The organism is Rickettsia endosymbiont of Oedothorax gibbosus, assembly GCF_936269705.1.
Taxonomy (GTDB): domain Bacteria; phylum Pseudomonadota; class Alphaproteobacteria; order Rickettsiales; family Rickettsiaceae; genus Tisiphia.
In genome coordinates this window covers 1164669-1184041 of sequence record NZ_OW370493.1, presented here as the reverse complement: position 1 = coordinate 1184041, position 19373 = coordinate 1164669, and the positions used below count along the sequence as shown (strand labels likewise).

The window sequence follows — 19373 nt, the reverse complement described above, 5'->3', positions numbered from 1 at the left end:
TTAATTAATAGGTCCATACCATGATAAATAATAGCATAAAAAATACTATAATAGGAATAGATTTAGCAAAAAATAGTATGCACTTGGTGCAAGTCGATCAAAATGGCAAAAAAATAGGTTATCAAAAAGTTACAAGAGATGAGTTAATAGCCTATTTAAGCAATCTCGATAAAAGTTCATTGGTAGCTATGGAAGCATGTGGAGGAGCTAATTATTGGTCACAGGAAATTGCTAAGCTTGGTTTGCAAGTCAAACTAATGAAAACAAAAGATGTAAAAGTTTATGCTACATCGAAACAGAAAAATGATTATAACGATGCGTTAGCAATATGCAAAGCGGCTCGTGATCCAGAATTAAAAACTATGCTGCCAAAAAGCAAAGAGGAACAAGATATAAAATTTTTGCATAAAATTAGAAGTAATACGATCAGAGATCGTGTGCAAAAAACTAATTCTACAATATCAAGTTTATGTGAATATGGCTATAATACAAAATTAAGTAAAAATAAATTTTGCAAATCATGTAGGCTGGAGGTAGAGTTAGCGTATAGTAAAGGTTATATAAATTCTGGGATACGGTCAATTTTACTTTTAGAATGTAAAGAAATTGAGGATTTATGTGACAAAGAGAAAACTTTAGAAAAGCTGATTATCAGCAATAATAAGCAAAGTGAGAAAGCTACTAGGTTGCAGACAATTTTTGGCATTGGAGCAATCAATGCTAGTTGTTTGAGTGTAGCCCCAATGGAAAGTTATCCAACCCCGAGGGATTTTGCTGCTTCGCTTGGTTTGGTACCAAAGCAACATAGCTCAGGAGGTAAGATAGTTTTAGGAGGGATTACCAAACAGGGAGATAGATATGCCAGAACTATGTTGATTCAAGCCGCAAGGACAATAGCAATAAGAGCAAAAAGTGGTAAGGAATCGAAAGATAAACTAGTGCGTGCAGTGGGCAGTGAAGAAATTTGCTGAAAATAAATCATATAATATTATATGTGTTGGTTTAGCAAATAAGTTAGCAAGGATTGCTTATGCAGTAGTCACCAATGGTAGCGAATATGTTGCAAATTAGTTTAGTTGAGAAAAAAGAAGAAACTATGTCAACTAAATAAAAATTGGTAATTGATAAATATTGCGAGTAAAGAATAGTAACAATAAAGAGAACGAAAGTTAAAGAGTTAATGAATAAGTATTCTGAATAAAATCCGTAATTATGTCGAGGCTCTAGAAGCCGTGGGAATGAGAGGTCACTCAAGGATATTTATAAGAATGCAGAAACCATTATGGCACTCGATGCCGAATATATGACCGCTTCCTTTGTGGCTCTATTTTTTTATTTTCTTTGTTGACAAATTCACTCGTCCATATATGACTATGAAGTATGTATCGGTACTTTTAAAGGTGCTATAGACCCAAAAACAGAGACATTTAAGCAATTTCCAAAATGGGTAGAACAAAATAAAGACCTACTTGTTGGCAAGAAAATAGCGATGTATTGTACCGGTGGAATTAGATGTGAAAAATCAACAGCCTATTTAAAGAAACTTGGCTTTAATGATGTTTACCATCTTAAAGGTGGTATCTTACAATATTTAGAAGATACCCATAATCATAGCAATTTATGGCAAGGAGAATGTTTTGTATTTGATGATAGGAGAGCTGTGGCAAGTGACCTATCGCCGGCTGAAGGGCATTGGTTGCAACGCGGTGATTAATATATAGTCAATTGATGAGAAGTTTGGGACGTCGTCGCTTGTCGCTCGCCTATTACTTATAGGCGTCGCTCCATCGCTTCTAGCCCCAAATTCTCCTGAATTGACTATACGCATGGCATAAAAGTCATAGGAAAAACAACCTGACGTCATTGCAATGACATTGGGTGTATTAATTAAGGAACAATGTTTTTAGAAGCTATATATATCTCAAAAATTTTATATTTTTTAACACTGCTCGTATTAACTAGTGGTTTGTTTATAATGTTAATCAGTGATAATTATGTTCGTAAAATCATAGGGCTTAGTGTTATGCAAAGCTCTGTGCTAATTTTTTACCTGATGCTTGGTAAGGTAAATGGGGGTATTGTGCCAATTGAGCGTAGTTTACTTCAGAATTCTCAGCTTTATGTAAGCCCATTACCTCAGGTGCTAATGCTCACGGCTATTGTTGTTGGTTTTGCTACATTGTCATTAGGGCTTAGCTTGATTTATCGTATTTCTAAGCAATTTAATACTATATCGGAGCATGAAATTAATTTTAGCGAAGCGACTCCGAATGATTGAAATAAATGATATTAATTAAACATTTTCCAGCTTTACAAGTATTGTTGCCATTTTTTGGGGCGTTATTTTCAATACTAACTTTTCGTTATGTGCTTGTCACTCGAATTATAGCAGTTATTTCGATTGCACTAAGTTTATTTTTAAGTATTTATGGTTTATCGGTAATTAATAAAGGTGCCGTGTCATATGATTTTGGTAATTGGCATGCTCCCATAGGTATTGAATATAAGCTAGACTACCTGAATCAACCTATAATTACCTACATTAATGGTGTATTATTATTTTTTCTAATTTTCTGTAACAAATTGCTGGCAACTACCGTACTTAAATTTATTGATAAAAAAAGGCAATCGTTATTTTATGCACTTTTATTATTTGCCCATAGCGGATATCTCGGTATATTGAGTACTAATGACCTTTTTAACCTTTATGTATTTATTGAAATATCTTCATTAAGTGCTTATGCCCTAATGGCACAGAGTAATAACCCCAAGGCTGTTATCGGTGCTTTCGATTATCTTATGCTCGGTACAGTCGGGGCAACTTTAATATTAATAGCCATTGGATTTTTATTGAGTAGCACTGGCAGCCTTAATACGTCAGATATTTCAATGTTACTTCAGACAAATTATGACTGCAAAATAGTCAAGCTAGCTATTAGTTTTTTTCTAATTGGTGCTATATTAAAAACGGCTTTTTTCCCGATGCATTTTTGGATGATTCGAAGCTATTCTTCGGTTGCTCCGGTCATTTTGACATATCTTGCCAGTATCTCCAGTATAATGGGTCTTTATATAATATTGAGGTTCATTCATTTTACCATTGACTATAGTATAATCATTAATGATTTAGCAATTTTTATCAAACCGATCGCTTTGGTAACTATTATTTTATGTACATATTTTGCTTGCCGAAGCAAAGAAAAAGTCAGAAATATTGTGATATATTCTTCGGCAGTACAAATTGGTTATATATTTTTGTTATTAGTTGTTCCTAGAGGTGAATTAATCCTAACTCCATTTTTGTTAGCTGATAGCCTTAATAAGATTGCTCTATTTCTAATCATTGCTTATTTTGATACTCATAGCGTACCCAGTACCAGTATGTTATGGCGTGTCTTGGTAGTATTTAGTCTAATTTGTAGCTGTGGTTTGCCAATAAGTAGTATGTTTTTCATTAAGCTTTCTATTTTTGAGTTGTTGATTGTTGAAAATCTGTGGCTCGAGTTGGTGATTGTTGTTATCAGTTCTGCTATGTCATTACTTTATCATTATAAGATTGCCAAAAAACTATGTTGGCATCACAAGGAACCTTTGATGTCAACCCTGTACACCCCTTGTCATCCACGCGAACGCGGGGATCTAGATTCCCGCCTACGCGGGAATGACATTAGAGAATATAAATATTATGGGCTAATTTTTGTTAGTGTAATACAACTTCTCCTACCAATATTCTTAAACCAATTACAACTATTAGGAGGGCATTAATGTACCCTTCTGTCACCCCTAGTTTTTTGATTATATCAACTTTACTTGTAGCTATGTTAAATTTAGTTACACCTTTTATCAGTAATAGTGATAATAATACGCGTAACTCTTTATTAATTACCATTAGTAGCTTCTTTTTTGTCAATATTTTAATTATTGATTGGTTATTTCTGAAGGGCGTAAGAGCCAATCTATCAATAACCATCTTCAGTAATTTTGCTATTGGACTGCATTTAGAAGCCCTCAGTCTCATTTTCTTAACCTTACTGAGCTTCTTATGGATTTGTGCATTAATTTACACCACTAAATATTTGGCAATTAATAATATTGATAATTCTAGTCGTTTTCTATTCTTCATTAATCTAAGTGTATTATCTGGGGGGATGGTAGCATTATCTTCAAATCTCTTTACGATGTTTATTTTTTATGAAATATTAACATTATCAACTGCTCCATTAATTGGTCATAGTGGTGGAGATAAAGTTATGGCAGGAGTCTATAAATATTTAAAAATATTGATGATCTCAGGGATATTACTATTCTTGCCAGCTATAATAATTATTTATGCTAAAGCAGGGCATGGTGACTTTACATCCCAAGGTTTTATCGAGCATTATTTTTCCAAAAATCAAACCATAATTTTGTTATTAATGTTTATTTTTGGCACATCAAAGGCAGCCTTATATCCTTTGCACCAATGGTTACCAGCGGCAATGGTAGCACATTACCCTGTAAGTGCTTTGCTACATGCAGTGGTAGTTGTTAAAACTGGACTTTTTTGTATTTATAAAATTCTGATATATATTTTTGGTCTTAAATATTTACACTCTATTTTTGCCGAATTTAATTGGATTATTTTCTTACCTATTATCACCATATTTTATAGTTCCTTTAAGGCATTAACTAGTGATAATATTAAGAAGATTCTAGCCTACTCTACGATTAACCAATTAGGGATAGCTTTACTTAGTAGCTTCATGTTTACCTCAAAATCTATAGGAGCAGCTATCCTACATTTATCTTCACATTCATTTACTAAAATCTGTTTATTTTATGGAATGGGAAGTATTTATAGCTTAAAGAAGACTAACCAGATATCTGACCTAATCAATGCTGGCAAAGAAATGCCAAAAACTAGCTTTATGGTATGTATTGCCAGTTTATCGTTAATCGGCATTCCCCCCTTTGGTGGTTTTATTAGTAAGTTTTATATTATGCTTGCCGCTGCTGAACAAAATCAAATATTAGTTATGGGAGTGCTAGCTTTAAGTACTTTATTCTCTGCACTTTATTTAGCAAAGCTTGTGATATTTATTTATAAGCCTGTAAATTGTCATTCCCGCGAAAAAGGTAATCTAGAACCCCGCCTATGTAGGGATGATATGAAAATTTCAGAAAATAAATTGCCCAATTCCATGATGCTTAGTCTAATTATATGTTCATGTTGCATCATATTATTTTATTTTATACAGATTTTTATTAAGAAGTTTTTTATATTTATATATTAATACCACAATTATCTACATGTACTATAGTCAATTGATGAGAAGTTGGTGACGTAGTCGCTCAATGCTCGCCTATTACTTTAGGCGTCGCTCCATCGCTCCTAGCATCAACTTCTCATCAATTGACTATATGACCTAACTCTTTATTTTTGAATTTATAATTGTGCTTAATTGATAATTAGCTTGACAAAAGATATAATAATGTCAAAGTTTAAGTTAATACTATAACCCACCTAATAGCTTCATTTATGATTGTGTTATAAATTTGTGGGGGATAGTACAATATGTAATACGTCAATTCGGGATAAGGATATTGTGAACATGTAGATTAAAATCAAATTTTGTTGAAGGTTTATTTTTCTTTAATGAGTAAGCAACAAGAGTAGATAATATATGGACAAAGGCATTTATTGGTGATCTATGTCTAGTATGTTCAAGGTTCATTTTATTTTTTAGATAATCAAAAACTGTTTCAATTAAGTTACGCTTTCGAAGTAAGATTTTTTCTTTCAAATCCATTAATTTATTTTCCATATTCTTCTTAATTCCATGAATCATTTTTAAGCCTCTTTCATATAAATTTAAGAACAAATTTTGCTTAATATAACCTTTATCAGCTGCTATAATTCCAGTTAATCTTTTTGTTAACTCCGGTACTGGAACCCTATCATCTACATTGCCTTTGGTCACTTTTAATGCCATAAACTCCCCTTTATTATTGATTATTACATGTAATTTAAAACCATAAAAATACCCCATAGAGGATTTACTATGTTTGGCTAATCCTTTAAAAACTTTATTGCTATAACGCCTTTTATTGTGACAAGCTTTAATCGTTGTAGAGTCAATAAAATAAATACCTGTTTCCTCACCAAACAACAAATGAATCAACATATTTAGCGGTATGAATAATCGTGCCATTAATTCAACAAATCTATTATAACTCAAGGCTTTGGGAAAATCATCCTTATGCATGCACTCTATATAACTTTTATAGAAAAATTTAAAATTCTTAGCATAGGATGTATGAAACATAATTATTATTGTTAACATTTCACTTAGACTCATGCTACAACAGCGATTTCTTTGCTTATTTGATGGTAATAACTTTCTCTGTTCATACTCCAAATAAATTTTACAAAAATCATCTATAAAACTATATAATTCTGTGATATCTTTTTTCATGCCTGTAGTTTGTTTTTTTGTTTAAAAATATAAATACTGCAGGCACTCCTTTTTGACAATCCTTTTATCTATTACTATTTCATCTATATCTTATCCCGAACTGACGTAACTCATAATATGATTCTCGTTTCTCAATAAAGTCCTTCGGTAAGTCCTTATTCGGATCTCTATAACGGTAACTTTTATTAACCCAAATAGCTTTAAAACCAAGAAGTTCTTTAATCTGTTCTAATATGGCTAGTTCATAATTATATTTATTTATTCGCAATTGACCTTTTTCTATTTTAAAGATCATGCTATACCAGTTCTGTGGGATAGCTCTATTGATTGGTGGGATATTAATATAGTAAGCTAAATCTGATTCATTCCAGTATTGGTTGATAAAACGAATTGCCTTTAAGATAGGTTGATAATCAATATGATCTTCAGAAATTTGTAATATTCTTATTATCGCAAGTAGACTACCTCTATTGCCATAAGCATAGGTGGTATGCATTTTTTCTCGCACCTGAGCCTGATACCACTTACTACCACGATGTTGTAGATCTTCAATTACTTCTTCCAGCTTCTCCTGAGGCACTACCGGATAAACTTTGTCCTCAATAATGCTTTTAGGATTTTTTGCATTTAGTATAGCCAACTTTTCTAGAATATCAAACTTTCCGTCAACACGCTTAACTTCCTGAAGAATATGACGGTCTACATGCTTCTCTGCTCCGGCTCGCATCTTTTTAATTAGTTTAATCATGGTATCTATTAAGGCATCCAACAATAGCTCCAGTCTTACACTACAGAATATTGCCATGGTGGCATATTTTATAGTCGGGGCAAAATCTAGAATATTGCTAGGTGCAAAAACCATCACACGTTCATAATATTTTAATAATAATTTTCTGTCTACTGACTCTATTATGCAGTCAGATAATTTGATTTGACCTAGTAAATTGATTTTATTTATGGCACATTGAATATTCTTAATTTTAGCTCCAGAGATATCTTTTTTAAGTTCTGATAATTCTATAATGTTATTATCCTCATCACTATTTTTACTAAGAATGCGATCTATTAAAAGAAGATTTCCTTGACTTAAATTATCAAATATTTTTCTAAAAAATTGTTGTTCAAATTTTTGTTTAGCTAACGAAATGTAATTTTCTAATTGTTTGGTATTAACAATTTCTATTCTATCTTTGATGAAATATGTACGTATTTGTTCAAGTAGCACTGAATCTGAGAAATGACGCGGTATCAAGTCATCTACAAGATAATTCATTATTAATGTAATATCCTTGGCATTTGCTACACGATATCCTAAATACTGTCTGATATCCTGACGATACCTTTCTCCAGTACGTGTATCCCAGTCAAATGTAATAATTTGTGTTGGATCAATATCTAAATGTTTGGCAACCTGTAACAATAATTGCATCGAAACTGTGTTAGCTTTATTAGAGGGAAATTGTATGTATTTTTTGAAATACACTAACATTATTGCAAAAGTTAACTGATTTGATTGACCTTTCTTTTTCTTGCATAAATTTAAATCCTCTAATGATAAATTATATTGCATTTTTATCTGTTCCTAGAAATCACAGTGTCGGTATTGATTTACTCGATTTTATTCATATTACAATTATTTTGCAATATATTTTTTGCTCTAACAATAAAAAAGTGTAAACATTATTTTTTTAGGAACTGTAAGTGGCGGCAAAAGAGCTTGTTCTTAACACTGGTCCAAATTGGAACCCCCAGAAATAACGTCCCGCCAGGCTTTAATACTCTTTCTATCGATTTAAAAGCAAGTTCTAATTCATATAAATGTTCTAAAACTTGTTCACAAATTACAATGTCAAAAATGTTGCTCGGAACATTTAACATTCCTTGCATTAAATCAGCTTGGTATAAACAACTATAAGATTCCTTCTTATATAGATCATCTCTTATTTCAATATCTGCTCCATAATAATCTATCACTTCATTATTTGGTTGATTTTCGATATAACGCCGAGATACACCAGAAGCAACACCAATATCTAATAACTTTACTCTTTGGTTTTTAGATTTAATTTCACTTACGATACGACTAACATCTTTTGAAATAACGTAATATCTACTTTGACGCAAACTATATTTCTCGCATCTACGAGAATCTACACCAAAAGCCAACTGTTTTTTATTAGTCATAATACCAAATTTTAATTCCTAATTTCTTATTTTACAGAACATAGTGTATCATTAACGATCGGAGAAAATTCTTTAACTACAGCTTTATAAAGTTTTCGTTTAAAGGGAATTATAATTGACAATAATTCGTCAAATTTAACCCAACGCCATTCCTCAAATTCTGGGTTACTAGTGTTAATATTAATATCTTCATTAGTGCCTGTAAACCTAATTAAAAACCACTTTTGTTTTTGCCCTCGGAAATTACCATTCCATAATTTAGGTATTAAAATTTTAGGTACGTCATAACTATACCAATATTTGCTTTCTGCAAGAATATCACCTTTATTACAACCTATTTCTTCTAGCATTTCCCTAAGAGCTGCAACACTGGGTGTTTCTCCCAAATCTATACCGCCTTGGGGCATTTGCCAAGCCGATATTTTAGTGTCGATTCTTTTACCAACAAACACTCTATTAGTACCATCAATTATCATCATACCTACACTTGGTCTGTATGGTAATTCATGGTAACATTTACGAAGAGTTTTATTTTTCATATTCTTAAGTTTTGTATGAAAGGCAGATTTGCAAAATGCCCATCTCTCAACCTATTATACCTGATTGCTCTTCATTTGTGTACCTAAATTATTAATCTTAAGTTATTTTAATCACTCTATTTCTCCCTTGTTCCTTTCCTTGATAAAGAGCTTTGTCGGCACGCTCTATAAAATCACTAATAGTTTCTCCAATTTTATATTCAGTTACTCCTATTGAGATAGTTTTTTTAATAGGATTTTCTTGAGTTTTAACTTTAAACTCAATAGATTCCACTCTTGTTCTTACCCGCTCCGCTACATACATAGCCTCGTCAATCGTTATATCGTTTAACAGGACAGCAAATTCCTCACCTCCATATCTAGCAATTAAGTCTGTGACCCTAAAAATATTCTTCAGAACATTAGCAACGGTTTTTAGCACTACGTCTCCCGCTTGATGACCATAACTATCATTAACTTGTTTAAAATAATCAATATCACACATCAGTAAGCATAAAGGTCTTTTGCTATCATCAGCTTTTTTCACCATTTGCTTTATATGCGTATCAAAATAATGACGGTTAAATATACCAGTCAAACCATCTTTAATAGATAAGTTTACGCTTAATTCTAAATCATTGCGTAATTTATCTTGATAGTGTTTTCTTCTCAGTTGAGTTCTAATTCTAGCTAACAGCTCATTCTTATCTACTGGATACATAAAATAATCATTAATACCCAGTTCTAAACCCTTGATAACTGTTGCTCTATTTTCTTCTTCAGCTTGTAATATCAGCACTATATCATGAAATTTAATATTAGAGCGTAACATCACGCTTATTCTCAAAGGGTCTCCTTGTTCTAATTGGCAGCTAATAATTACTAAATCTAGAGGATATTCAGTATCTTTCTCCAATTCCTTGATATCAGATATTATTTTGATATTGGGGGTAAGAGTTAGAAGCATTTTATTGATATTTCTTGCCTGTACTATATCATCATTAATTAACAGTATTTTACTATCTGAAAAATTATCTTGTATTTCTATTACAGAGCCACCTAATTCAGCATTAGTAGTATTTCTTAGTTTGAGTTCATCAATAACCGCCTTCATTCTAGCAAGAGATCGTACCCTGGCAAAAAGAGCAGTATCATCAATAGGTTTTGTTAAGAACTCATCAGCTCCAGCTTCCAGACCTTTGATGCGATCTTCTGTATCAGAAAGGGCTGTAACCATAATGACTGGTATATGCATGGTAGAAATATTAGACTTAATTTTTCTACAGGTTTCAAATCCGTCCATATCAGGCATCATGGCATCAAGCAATATAATATCAATTCTATTAATGGCAAGAACATTTAGAGCGTCTTTGGCGTTATTGGCAGTAAAGACAGTGTAATATTCCCCTAAAAGTTTAGCTTCCAGTAATTTAATATTTGATTCTATATCATCAACTACTAGTACATTGGCGGTCATAAAATAAATATATTCTCTTTGATGTTTTTTAATAATATTGTGATTGTATCATAATTTTTTATAGCACTAAGTAATTTTACTAAATTATTATCAGGATAATTTAAAATTTGCAGGAAAGTACAAGACGTCATTGCAAGGAGTGCGGAAATCGCACGACAAAGCAATCCATATAGCCTTGATGTATCTATACTAATTCTCATGAATTGCTTCAATGCTACTAAAGTATCTCCTCGCAATGACTGAGTAATACCAATTGCAATAATTAACACGGTGTGTTTATCCAGTCTCTATACATAATTGATTTTACTAAATCTACATTATGAGCAAATTGATTCCAAGCGTAACAAGCCATAGTGACGATATCTTCATATACACCATAACATTGGTTAGACAAGAAATGATTTTTGATCCATTCCCAAACTTGTTCCATTGCATTAAGTTCCGGTGCATAGGGCGGAAGCGGTATCAAAGTGATATTGCTTGGCACAGTTAGTTTTTTGGCTGTGTGCCAACCTGCATTATCCGTTAGTAAAGCTATATGTCGGTTGCCTTGAATACTGCGAGAAAGCTCTTCTAAGAATTTATTCATTGCCTGTGTGTTTGCATATGGTAAAATTAATGCAAAAGCTTCTCCTGTATCATGGCAAGCAGCTCCATAAATATATGTTGAAATGAATTGCTGTTGCCGAACTTTACGGGGTCTAGTGCCACGCTTAGCCCATATACGAGTTAAGCTACCTTGTTGCCCAACTCGAGTTTCATCCTGAGACCATATATCAACTTTACATCTATCGATATTTTTTGGTAATAATTTTGTTAACATGTCTGGGAAGTTTTTTTATATGTATTTTGAGTCTCTTGATTTGACTTTGGATGCATTGAACGAGAAGTAATCCAGCTAAAACCAAGGCGGTGCATAGTATTGTAGACTGTTTTTAAAGCGCATTTAGCACCATATTCCTCAAGTAACATGATATGTAGCTCCTTTCCAGTTATATACCCACCAGTTTTACTTTCACTGAGCGTATTGATTTTATCAAAAAGAGCAGACTCTTGTATAGTGTTAATCTTCCTAGGGGCGCCGCTTCTTTGTGATTCAAATAATCCTTCAAAACCATGATTCCTAAATCTTCTGAGCCATGATTGCACAGTTTTCCAGTGTGACTTCACTATTTCAGATATGGCTTTTAAAGATTTGCCTAATTGAAGGTGATACATCGCCAATAAACGTATACGATTTCGACCATGCGGCTCATGTTTCATCATTTTTATAAAATCATGACCATGAAAACCTTGTGGTAATATTAACCTAGCCATTTGAGTACCTTTATCAGTTAAAAACCCATTTTACACCACTGCGTTAATTATTGCAATTGGTATTAGTAGTGCTCATGAAGATACAAATTATTCAGATTTACGTTATATTAAAGGAGATATATCAATACAGCTAATGTTAGGGAAGCGATAGTTGAGGTTGTTAATGCAATTTTAGAAACAAGAGATTCAAGGATTTGGGGTTTTGCTACAACTGGTTGTGCTTGTGATTCAACTAAGGTAAGTAGCTGGGATCAAAATTTAATGACTGAGTGGCATACACGCTACAAAGGACGTGGAGTGATGATTTATTGGCATGTCGATCAAAATTCCACCTGTATCTATTCCCAACTAAAAACTTGTTCTTCTTCAGAAGTAGGTAGCATGATTAAAGGAGTTCTTGATCATTGTACTAAAATGGATATGCAAAAAACTTATGTAGATACCCATGGACAAAGTACTATTGGCTTTGCTTTTAGTCACCTATTAAATTTTGATTTATTACCTAGACTTAAGAACATAAAAAAACAGAAATTATATTACTCGGCAACCAAGGATAAAAATAATTATCAGAATTTAACTGCTATTTTAAAATCATCAATTAACTGGCAGTTAATTGTCCAATACTATCATGAGGTAGTAAGATACCTAGCAGCACTAAGAACAGGGACAGTAGAACCTGAAGTAATGTTTAAAATCCTTAGTAATAATAATGCTGATCATCCTGTTTATAAGGCTCTAACTGAGATTGGTCATGCGGTAAAGACAATATTCCTATGTCGTTATTTAATGTCGGAAGCACTACGTATTACGTCAATTCGGGATAAGGATATTGTGAACATGTAGATTAAAATCAAATTTTGTTGAAGGTTTATTTTTCTTTAATGAGTAAGCAACAAGAGTAGATAATATATGGACAAAGGCATTTATTGGTGATCTATGTCTAGTATGTTCAAGGTTCATTTTATTTTTTAGATAATCAAAAACTGTTTCAATTAAGTTACGCTTTCGAAGTAAGATTTTTTCTTTCAAATCCATTAATTTATTTTCCATATTCTTCTTAATTCCATGAATCATTTTTAAGCCTCTTTCATATAAATTTAAGAACAAATTTTGCTTAATATAACCTTTATCAGCTGCTATAATTCCAGTTAATCTTTTTGTTAACTCCGGTACTGGAACCCTATCATCTACATTGCCTTTGGTCACTTTTAATGCCATAAACTCCCCTTTATTATTGATTATTACATGTAATTTAAAACCATAAAAATACCCCATAGAGGATTTACTATGTTTGGCTAATCCTTTAAAAACTTTATTGCTATAACGCCTTTTATTGTGACAAGCTTTAATCGTTGTAGAGTCAATAAAATAAATACCTGTTTCCTCACCAAACAACAAATGAATCAACATATTTAGCGGTATGAATAATCGTGCCATTAATTCAACAAATCTATTATAACTCAAGGCTTTGGGAAAATCATCCTTATGCATGCACTCTATATAACTTTTATAGAAAAATTTAAAATTCTTAGCATAGGATGTATGAAACATAATTATTATTGTTAACATTTCACTTAGACTCATGCTACAACAGCGATTTCTTTGCTTATTTGATGGTAATAACTTTCTCTGTTCATACTCCAAATAAATTTTACAAAAATCATCTATAAAACTATATAATTCTGTGATATCTTTTTTCATGCCTGTAGTTTGTTTTTTTGTTTAAAAATATAAATACTGCAGGCACTCCTTTTTGACAATCCTTTTATCTATTACTATTTCATCTATATCTTATCCCGAACTGACGTGTATTGAGATAAATCAAGCATTAAATGTTGTTGAAAGATTGAATAGTATCATGGGGTTCATATTTTATGGTAAGTTAGGTGAGATATCTACCAATAACAAAGATGACCAAGAATTAGCTATAGTCTGCTTGCATTTATTGCAGGTATGTATGGTATATATTAACACATTGATTATTCAAGAAGTATTATCTGAGCCAATTTGGCAACATAAACTAACTGACGAAGATAAAAGAGGATTAACACCTTTAATTCATAACCATATTAATCCATACGGCTTATTCCCATTAGATTTAACTCAACGCCTAATCATAGAACAGCCAAAACAAATGGTAACAGTATGATTAGTAACATTGAACGTACCCCTGTTCGTCAAAAAGCTAAGCAACTAGCTAAATCCTTAAGGTCAGAATATCCTAATTATGATTATTTACGTGAGCTTTTTCGGCACTTGCGGAAAGAATTAAATGTTGAGGTGAACCATAAAGACAAGAAATTACCATATGTACCAACAGAAAAGGAAATAGATAAATATTATAAAGTAGTCTGGCAATCTCGTAATATGAAGCATGTAGTAATAATTAAAACATTATTATATACGGGAGTTAGAGTTAGTGAGTTGGTTAAACTAAAACTAAGCGATGTTGATGTCGATAGATGTCAAATAAAAGTCATAGAAGGTAAGGGAAAAAAAGACAGAATAGTTCCGTTTCCTAATAACTTTAAGGAAATACTAGCATTACATATAGACACAATGGAAAAAATAGGGGCAAAATATTTATTTGAATCATCATGGAACAAGGCATACACAGATAGAGGTATTAGAAAGATCTTAGCTGGGTACACTAAGGAAGCTGGCATTGTAGAATCAATTTCACCACATAAATTAAGACATTTCTTATTCACTTGGTTAAAGAAGCAAGGGGTAGAAGATGCTTTAATTCAGCCATATTCAGGACATGAAAGTCGTCAATCTTTAGAGATATATTCTAAATTATCTATAGGTGATGCCCAGAAAGAATATGACAATGTTATCAAGAGATTTCCTGTCTAAAATGAAAGTGGCACTTCATCGCACGTTCCCTAACACTCCGCCTAATAATAAATACTCTAGCCATCAAGGTTCGATAAAATTGAGAGTATCGTTTTAATTCCAACTCCTAATAAAGTACACCACATAGTAAAATATTGGGGTAGTTGCTATGGTGAAAAACAGTTTGAATAAATAGCTGTTAAATATTAAAGATATCATTTGTTCATAAGGTACAACCCCAATAACTGTAACAAAGATAACTACAATCGATGTATCAATAAATAACGATATGGCACTACTCAAATTTCTTAGAAAAAGGTATTTATTGTTAGTAAGTTTGCGAATCAGTAAATAAAGCCTTATATCTATCATCTGAGCTGTATAACTAGCTGTTATTGAACCAAATAGTGATACGCTATATGCCCCAAATACCGAGTCAAAAGTATTATTGTCAATTTTTGACCAGGTAGTAGCTTGTAGATAACCCATGAAACTGATAATACATAATACCAAAATATTTATACTAGTTGCCAATCTAACACAAAATTGTGCTTTTTCTTTACCATAAAACTCAGATATTAAGTTAGTTATTAGAAAAGTGACCGGATAAAAAATCGCCCCAACCGATAGTTCAAAGGTATAAATAGAGAAAATAGGTAAATAAACAAATTTCTGATATACTAAGTTACTAACTACTATTAGCACAACAAATAAAACACATAAAAAAACATAAATTTTTTCTTGTAACTGCATATATAGATATCCCGAATAAGTTCTTAATATTGAGCTGTAAATTGTCATATATGGACGAGTGAATTTGTCAACAAAGAAAATAAAAAAATAGAGCCACAAAGGAAGCGGTCATATATTCGGCATCGAGTGCCATAATGGTTTCTGCATTCTTATAAATATCCTTGAGTGACCTCTCATTCCCACGGCTTCTAGAGCCTCGACATAATTACGGATTTTATTCAGAATACTTATTCATTAACTCTTTAACTTTCGTTCTCTTTATTGTTACTATTCTTTACTCGCAATATTTATCAATTACCAATTTTTATTTAGTTGACATAGTTTCTTCTTTTTTCTCAACTAAACTAATTTGCAACATATTCGCTACCATTGTATAATGGTTCCAATATTTTGGACAGAAAAATAAGAAAAATGAGATAGAATTCTTTAGCAAACAAGGAGAGCTAGAGATGAAAAAACAAGTAAGGCAATATAGTGCTGAGGAGAAAGCCAAAATTGTCATAGAAGCAATTAAGGGAGAGCTAACAATAGCCCAGATAACCAGTAAGTATGGTGTTCATGCAACACAGATCAGTAACTGGAAAAAACAAGGTCTTGAGTTGTTAGTACAAGGTTTTAAGAATAAAACACAGAGTGCTGATCCAAATCAGCAGGGGTTAATCAAGAATCTATATGAGCAAATTGGTCAGTTAAGCGTTGAGTGTGACTGGCTCAAAAAAAAATCTGCATTGTTTGGAATTAAAGGTTAGGTGTAATATGATAGAGCCTAATCATAATAAGTTAACAATTGTACAACAGTGTAAGTTATTGGATATTAGCAGGTCAACCTATTACTATCAACCTACTGGTATTAGTGAACAAGATATCAAGATTATGGCAATAATTGATGAGACCTATACTATGCATCCATATTATGGTATGCGGCGGATGGCTAAATATTTACAAGCCCAAGGTTTTTCGGTAGGTCGTAAAGCTGTTAGACGTTACTACAAGATAATGGGTCTTGAAGCTGTTTATCCTAAAATAAATTTAAGCAAGAGGAATCAAGCGCATAAAATATATCCTTATTTACTAAAAGGATTAGAAATAGTATTGCCAAACCAGGTTTGGAGTGCAGATATAACGTATATAAGACTGAGCCAAGGGTTCGTATATTTAGTAGCTATTATTGACTGGTATAGTCGTTATATTCTAAGTTGGCGAATCTCCATTAGTTTGGAAAGTGAATTTTGTGTAACAGCCCTTGAAGACGCTATAGAAAAATATGGTATGCCAAAAATATTTAATACTGATCAAGGAGTACAATTTACCTCGGAGAATTTTATTAGTATGCTAAAGCTACATAATATCTTGATTAGTATGGATGGTAAGGGACGAGCCTTAGATAATATTTTTATTGAACGTTTTTGGCGATCATTAAAACAGGAAAAAATTTATCGGATTATTTTAACAACAGTAAAGGAGGCAAAGACAGCAATTAACGAATATATGGACTTTTATAATAGACAAAGGATACATCAAGCTTTGGATTATAAAAATCCAGAATGTGTATATTTTGAAAAAAATATTGTATAAAAACAACAATTTAATTTTTGTGAATTATATCTCTATTTATCTAAATTTTTGTCTAGACAAAGGGGACCACCTTAGCATTTGGATAGGCAAAAATGAAGGTGCTAAATTTTGGATGCAAGTAGTTACTGAGTTAAAGAATCGAGGAATTGAACAAATTTATGTTGCTTGTGTGGGGTTTAAAGGGCTTTCCAGAAGCTATAAGCAGTGTATTCCCGAGTACTATAGTACAATTATGTATTGTACATATGGTTCGCAATTCAGTAAAGTATGTGTCATATAAAGATTTAAAAGAGGTCACATCAGATCTAAAACAAATTTATACAGCTAATAATGACGAAATGGCACGTTTAAAACTTCAGCAATTTGGTGTAAAATGGGATAAAAAATATCCGGTAATTTCTGATATTTGGCAACGTAATTGGTCTGGGATAATACCGTTTTTTGCCTTTCCTGAAGAGAACAGAAAGGTAATTTATACTACTAACACTATAGAATCTGTAAATCGTCAAATTAGAAAAATTATCAAAAATAAGGGGGTGTTTCCAGATGATAAGTCAATTCAAAAAATAATATTTTTATCCCTACAAAATGCAGCCAAAAAATGGACCATGCCTATTAAAGATTGGTCTTTAGCTTTAAATCAATTTGAAATACTTTGTGGAGATTTTAAATATGATTTATTGGAAAATAAAAAATGAACTTTGTGAGTAGACCTAACCAATTGCTTGGTTAAGCCCCTCCTCAGAACCGGACATGCAGAGCTACCGCATCCGGCTCCCGAAAGGTAAGATAGGCTTGTACCCTATTTTTTTTTGTTGGTTTTAGAACATTGAAATGGTCTTCCACTTATTTGGAAAGTCGACCCTTTTGAGTATTTCAGCTAATCTTTGCCAATTCATCTTACGCTTCCCACCCATTCTATTAAACCACCCATATATTGCTCGCCTAGTTTGGTGAATAAATGAACTTACTCGTCTTTGATTATCTGATATACCATGATAATTGATCCACCCCTTTGTAGCTCTAATGACTTGCAATAATATCTGTTCTTTGCCCCTCTCATTAAGGTGACTTCGTAGATATTCTCTTAGCCCTTTAAGCTTCTCGGTAAATCGATCTTTCCTTGTGGTATATTTTAATCTCCATATGTTACCAAACCTTGATTTACCCCAATAGCAAGTAAAGCCAAGAAAATTATAACTCTTGATCTTCTTACCTTGCTTAGCTAAGTCCTCAGCATGGTATCTACCGGACTGAATCATCTGCGATTTAGCTTCATTGATGTTCAAGCCATACTTGTTTAATCTTTTGGGCAAAACCTCATAAAACTTCCTCGCGTCTTCTTCATTCTCAAAGACGAACACCATATCGTCACAATACCTCACCATTCCAGTTTGCCCTCTTATGTTTTCCTTGCTGATTTTAGCAAACCAACAGTCAATAACATAATGTAGGAAGACATTTGCCAAAATTGGTGATGTTTTAGACCCTTGGCGGCATCCTTCCTTGTTAGTAACTGTAATGCCGTTTTCTATAATTGGTGTTTCCATCAGTTTCATAACTAGTCTTAGGAATCTTTTGTCAGATATTCTCTTTCTTAGGAATCCCATCAACTCAGAATGTTTGATTGAATTGAAGCACTTAGTTATATCAATTTCAACTACAGCTCCTTTATTGAAGTTATACGTAAGTCTATTCAACTCCTTAAGTGCATCATGGGCGTTTAATTTAGGTCGAAACCCGTAAGAACATTTTAAGAATATTGGCTCGAACACTGAGTTTAATATCTTGCTTACTGCCGACTCGATTATCTTGTCTTCAAAGCATGATATTACCAAAGGTCTTTTGCCTCCATCTTCTTTTGGAATCAATGTAATTCGTGCAGGTTTAGCTTGATATTGCCCCTTGCGAATTTTAGTAAGGAGCGAGAGCAAATTTGCTTCCAACTTCTTACCATAAACCGCTTTGGTTATACCATCTATTCCTACAGCTTTCTTGCTATCAAGTTCCTTATATTGTTCTTCTAACATCTTTAAATCAATAATATGTCCAAGATTATTAAACTTTATGTCTTGATTTTGTGATGATAGCAACTTTATACGCTCAAGTTTCGTTGACCATGTATTTCCGTCTATGCTGTGTACGGTCATTGTTTCCCTCTTACGTTCTTACCTTTCTGTCAGCCCTTCGCTCCACTCCCATTACGAAGCTTCATCACTACTACAACTGACTCAGCCATCCTTAACACCATCTCCA

The 19373-nt window shown here is 32.6% G+C and carries 22 protein-coding genes and 2 pseudogenes; 13 read left to right on the top strand and 11 right to left on the bottom strand.

From position 1 onward, the window contains the following. Nucleotides 1-20: 20 nt before the first annotated feature. The 6 genes and pseudogenes from NBW66_RS06565 (at nt 21) to NBW66_RS06540 (ending at nt 5273) form a co-directional block, all read left to right on the top strand. Complete coding sequence (locus NBW66_RS06565; protein WP_250312073.1) at nt 21-971, top strand: IS110 family RNA-guided transposase; 951 nt, start codon at nt 21-23, stop codon at nt 969-971. Continuing rightward, a complete protein-coding gene (locus tag NBW66_RS14510; RefSeq protein ID WP_284346674.1) occupies nt 943-1071 on the top strand; it encodes a hypothetical protein in 129 nt (42 codons plus the stop codon). The genes NBW66_RS06565 and NBW66_RS14510 overlap by 29 nt, the downstream gene beginning before the upstream one ends. 298 nt (nt 1072-1369) lie before the next feature. Beyond that, a pseudogene (locus tag NBW66_RS06560) lies at nt 1370-1714 on the top strand (rhodanese-like domain-containing protein); the annotation flags it as partial. A 204-nt stretch (nt 1715-1918) separates the two neighbouring features. After that, nucleotides 1919-2278, top strand: a complete 360-nt coding sequence (locus NBW66_RS06550) for a Na+/H+ antiporter subunit C (protein WP_094649174.1) — start codon at nt 1919-1921, stop codon at nt 2276-2278. 5 nt (nt 2279-2283) lie between these two features. Then, nucleotides 2284-3765 (top strand): proton-conducting transporter transmembrane domain-containing protein, encoded by a 1482-nt coding sequence (locus tag NBW66_RS06545; RefSeq protein WP_250312072.1) that lies wholly within the window; start codon nt 2284-2286, stop codon nt 3763-3765. Then, on the top strand, nt 3765-5273 hold the full coding sequence (locus NBW66_RS06540) for a proton-conducting transporter transmembrane domain-containing protein (RefSeq protein ID WP_250312071.1): 1509 nt from the start codon (nt 3765-3767) through the stop codon (nt 5271-5273). The genes NBW66_RS06545 and NBW66_RS06540 overlap by 1 nt, the downstream gene beginning before the upstream one ends. Nucleotides 5274-5564: 291 nt before the next feature. On the opposite strand, the gene NBW66_RS06535 is transcribed toward NBW66_RS06540, so the two are convergent. From NBW66_RS06535 to NBW66_RS06500, 8 genes are all read right to left on the bottom strand, one after another. Next, nucleotides 5565-6455, bottom strand: a complete 891-nt coding sequence (locus NBW66_RS06535) for an IS982 family transposase (protein ID WP_250310582.1) — start codon at nt 6453-6455, stop codon at nt 5565-5567. A 79-nt stretch (nt 6456-6534) separates the two neighbouring features. Further along, complete coding sequence (locus NBW66_RS06530; protein WP_250311965.1) at nt 6535-8025, bottom strand: DUF4158 domain-containing protein; 1491 nt, start codon at nt 8023-8025, stop codon at nt 6535-6537. 110 nt (nt 8026-8135) lie between these two features. Beyond that, nucleotides 8136-8639, bottom strand: a complete 504-nt coding sequence (locus NBW66_RS06525; protein WP_250312070.1) for a class I SAM-dependent methyltransferase — start codon at nt 8637-8639, stop codon at nt 8136-8138. Nucleotides 8640-8665: 26 nt separating this feature from the next. Then, nucleotides 8666-9178, bottom strand: a complete 513-nt coding sequence (locus NBW66_RS06520; protein ID WP_250312069.1) for an RNA pyrophosphohydrolase — start codon at nt 9176-9178, stop codon at nt 8666-8668. A gap of 97 nt (nt 9179-9275) precedes the next feature. Next, a complete protein-coding gene (locus NBW66_RS06515; protein WP_250312068.1) occupies nt 9276-10634 on the bottom strand; it encodes a PleD family two-component system response regulator in 1359 nt (452 codons plus the stop codon). Beyond that, nucleotides 10631-10903 (bottom strand): hypothetical protein, encoded by a 273-nt coding sequence (locus NBW66_RS06510; RefSeq protein WP_250312067.1) that lies wholly within the window; start codon nt 10901-10903, stop codon nt 10631-10633. Before NBW66_RS06510 ends, NBW66_RS06515 begins: the two co-directional genes overlap by 4 nt. Then, nucleotides 10897-11457: an IS630 family transposase gene (locus NBW66_RS06505; protein WP_250310543.1), complete on the bottom strand. Its 561-nt coding sequence runs from the start codon at nt 11455-11457 to the stop codon at nt 10897-10899. Before NBW66_RS06505 ends, NBW66_RS06510 begins: the two co-directional genes overlap by 7 nt. Beyond that, nucleotides 11451-11951, bottom strand: coding sequence for a helix-turn-helix domain-containing protein (locus NBW66_RS06500; RefSeq protein WP_250310542.1), 501 nt, complete (start codon nt 11949-11951; stop codon nt 11451-11453). The genes NBW66_RS06505 and NBW66_RS06500 overlap by 7 nt, the downstream gene beginning before the upstream one ends. Before the next feature lie 120 nt (nt 11952-12071). Between NBW66_RS06500 and NBW66_RS06495 the strand changes: the two genes are divergently transcribed. Further along, the gene (locus NBW66_RS06495; RefSeq protein ID WP_284346743.1) at nt 12072-12794 is read left to right on the top strand and encodes a Tn3 family transposase; all 723 of its coding nucleotides are present in this window, start codon (nt 12072-12074) and stop codon (nt 12792-12794) included. On the opposite strand, the gene NBW66_RS06490 is transcribed toward NBW66_RS06495, so the two are convergent. Further along, nucleotides 12762-13652: an IS982 family transposase gene (locus NBW66_RS06490; RefSeq protein ID WP_250310582.1), complete on the bottom strand. Its 891-nt coding sequence runs from the start codon at nt 13650-13652 to the stop codon at nt 12762-12764. The two genes, NBW66_RS06495 and NBW66_RS06490, sit on opposite strands and share 33 nt — an antisense overlap. A 112-nt stretch (nt 13653-13764) precedes the next feature. Here NBW66_RS06490 and NBW66_RS06485 point away from each other — a divergent pair. Both NBW66_RS06485 and NBW66_RS06480 read left to right on the top strand, forming a co-directional pair. Further along, nucleotides 13765-14100: pseudogene (locus tag NBW66_RS06485) on the top strand (Tn3 family transposase); the annotation flags it as partial. Next, nucleotides 14097-14810 (top strand): tyrosine-type recombinase/integrase, encoded by a 714-nt coding sequence (locus NBW66_RS06480; RefSeq protein WP_250312066.1) that lies wholly within the window; start codon nt 14097-14099, stop codon nt 14808-14810. The pseudogene NBW66_RS06485 and the gene NBW66_RS06480, both read left to right, overlap by 4 nt. Before the next feature lie 93 nt (nt 14811-14903). Here NBW66_RS06480 and NBW66_RS06475 read toward each other — a convergent pair whose 3' ends face one another. Continuing rightward, entirely contained in the window at nt 14904-15542 is a 639-nt protein-coding gene (locus NBW66_RS06475; protein ID WP_250312065.1) for a queuosine precursor transporter, read from the bottom strand. Nucleotides 15543-15991: 449 nt separating this feature from the next. On the opposite strand from NBW66_RS06475, the gene NBW66_RS06470 reads away from it, so the two are divergent. The 4 genes from NBW66_RS06470 to NBW66_RS06455 are packed head-to-tail and all read left to right on the top strand — an operon-like array spanning nt 15992 to nt 17815. Then, nucleotides 15992-16291: a transposase gene (locus tag NBW66_RS06470; RefSeq protein ID WP_094649795.1), complete on the top strand. Its 300-nt coding sequence runs from the start codon at nt 15992-15994 to the stop codon at nt 16289-16291. Between the two features lie 7 nt (nt 16292-16298). Then, complete coding sequence (locus tag NBW66_RS06465) at nt 16299-17117, top strand: IS3 family transposase (protein ID WP_250312064.1); 819 nt, start codon at nt 16299-16301, stop codon at nt 17115-17117. Between the two features lie 19 nt (nt 17118-17136). Further along, a complete protein-coding gene (locus NBW66_RS15255; RefSeq protein WP_250312063.1) occupies nt 17137-17397 on the top strand; it encodes a transposase in 261 nt (86 codons plus the stop codon). Then, nucleotides 17285-17815, top strand: coding sequence for an IS256 family transposase (locus NBW66_RS06455; RefSeq protein WP_250312149.1), 531 nt, complete (start codon nt 17285-17287; stop codon nt 17813-17815). The genes NBW66_RS15255 and NBW66_RS06455 overlap by 113 nt, the downstream gene beginning before the upstream one ends. Before the next feature lie 123 nt (nt 17816-17938). Here the strand turns inward: NBW66_RS06455 and NBW66_RS06450 are convergent, their stop codons facing one another. Then, nucleotides 17939-19267 (bottom strand): reverse transcriptase domain-containing protein, encoded by a 1329-nt coding sequence (locus NBW66_RS06450; RefSeq protein ID WP_250310618.1) that lies wholly within the window; start codon nt 19265-19267, stop codon nt 17939-17941. Nucleotides 19268-19373: the final 106 nt, after the last annotated feature.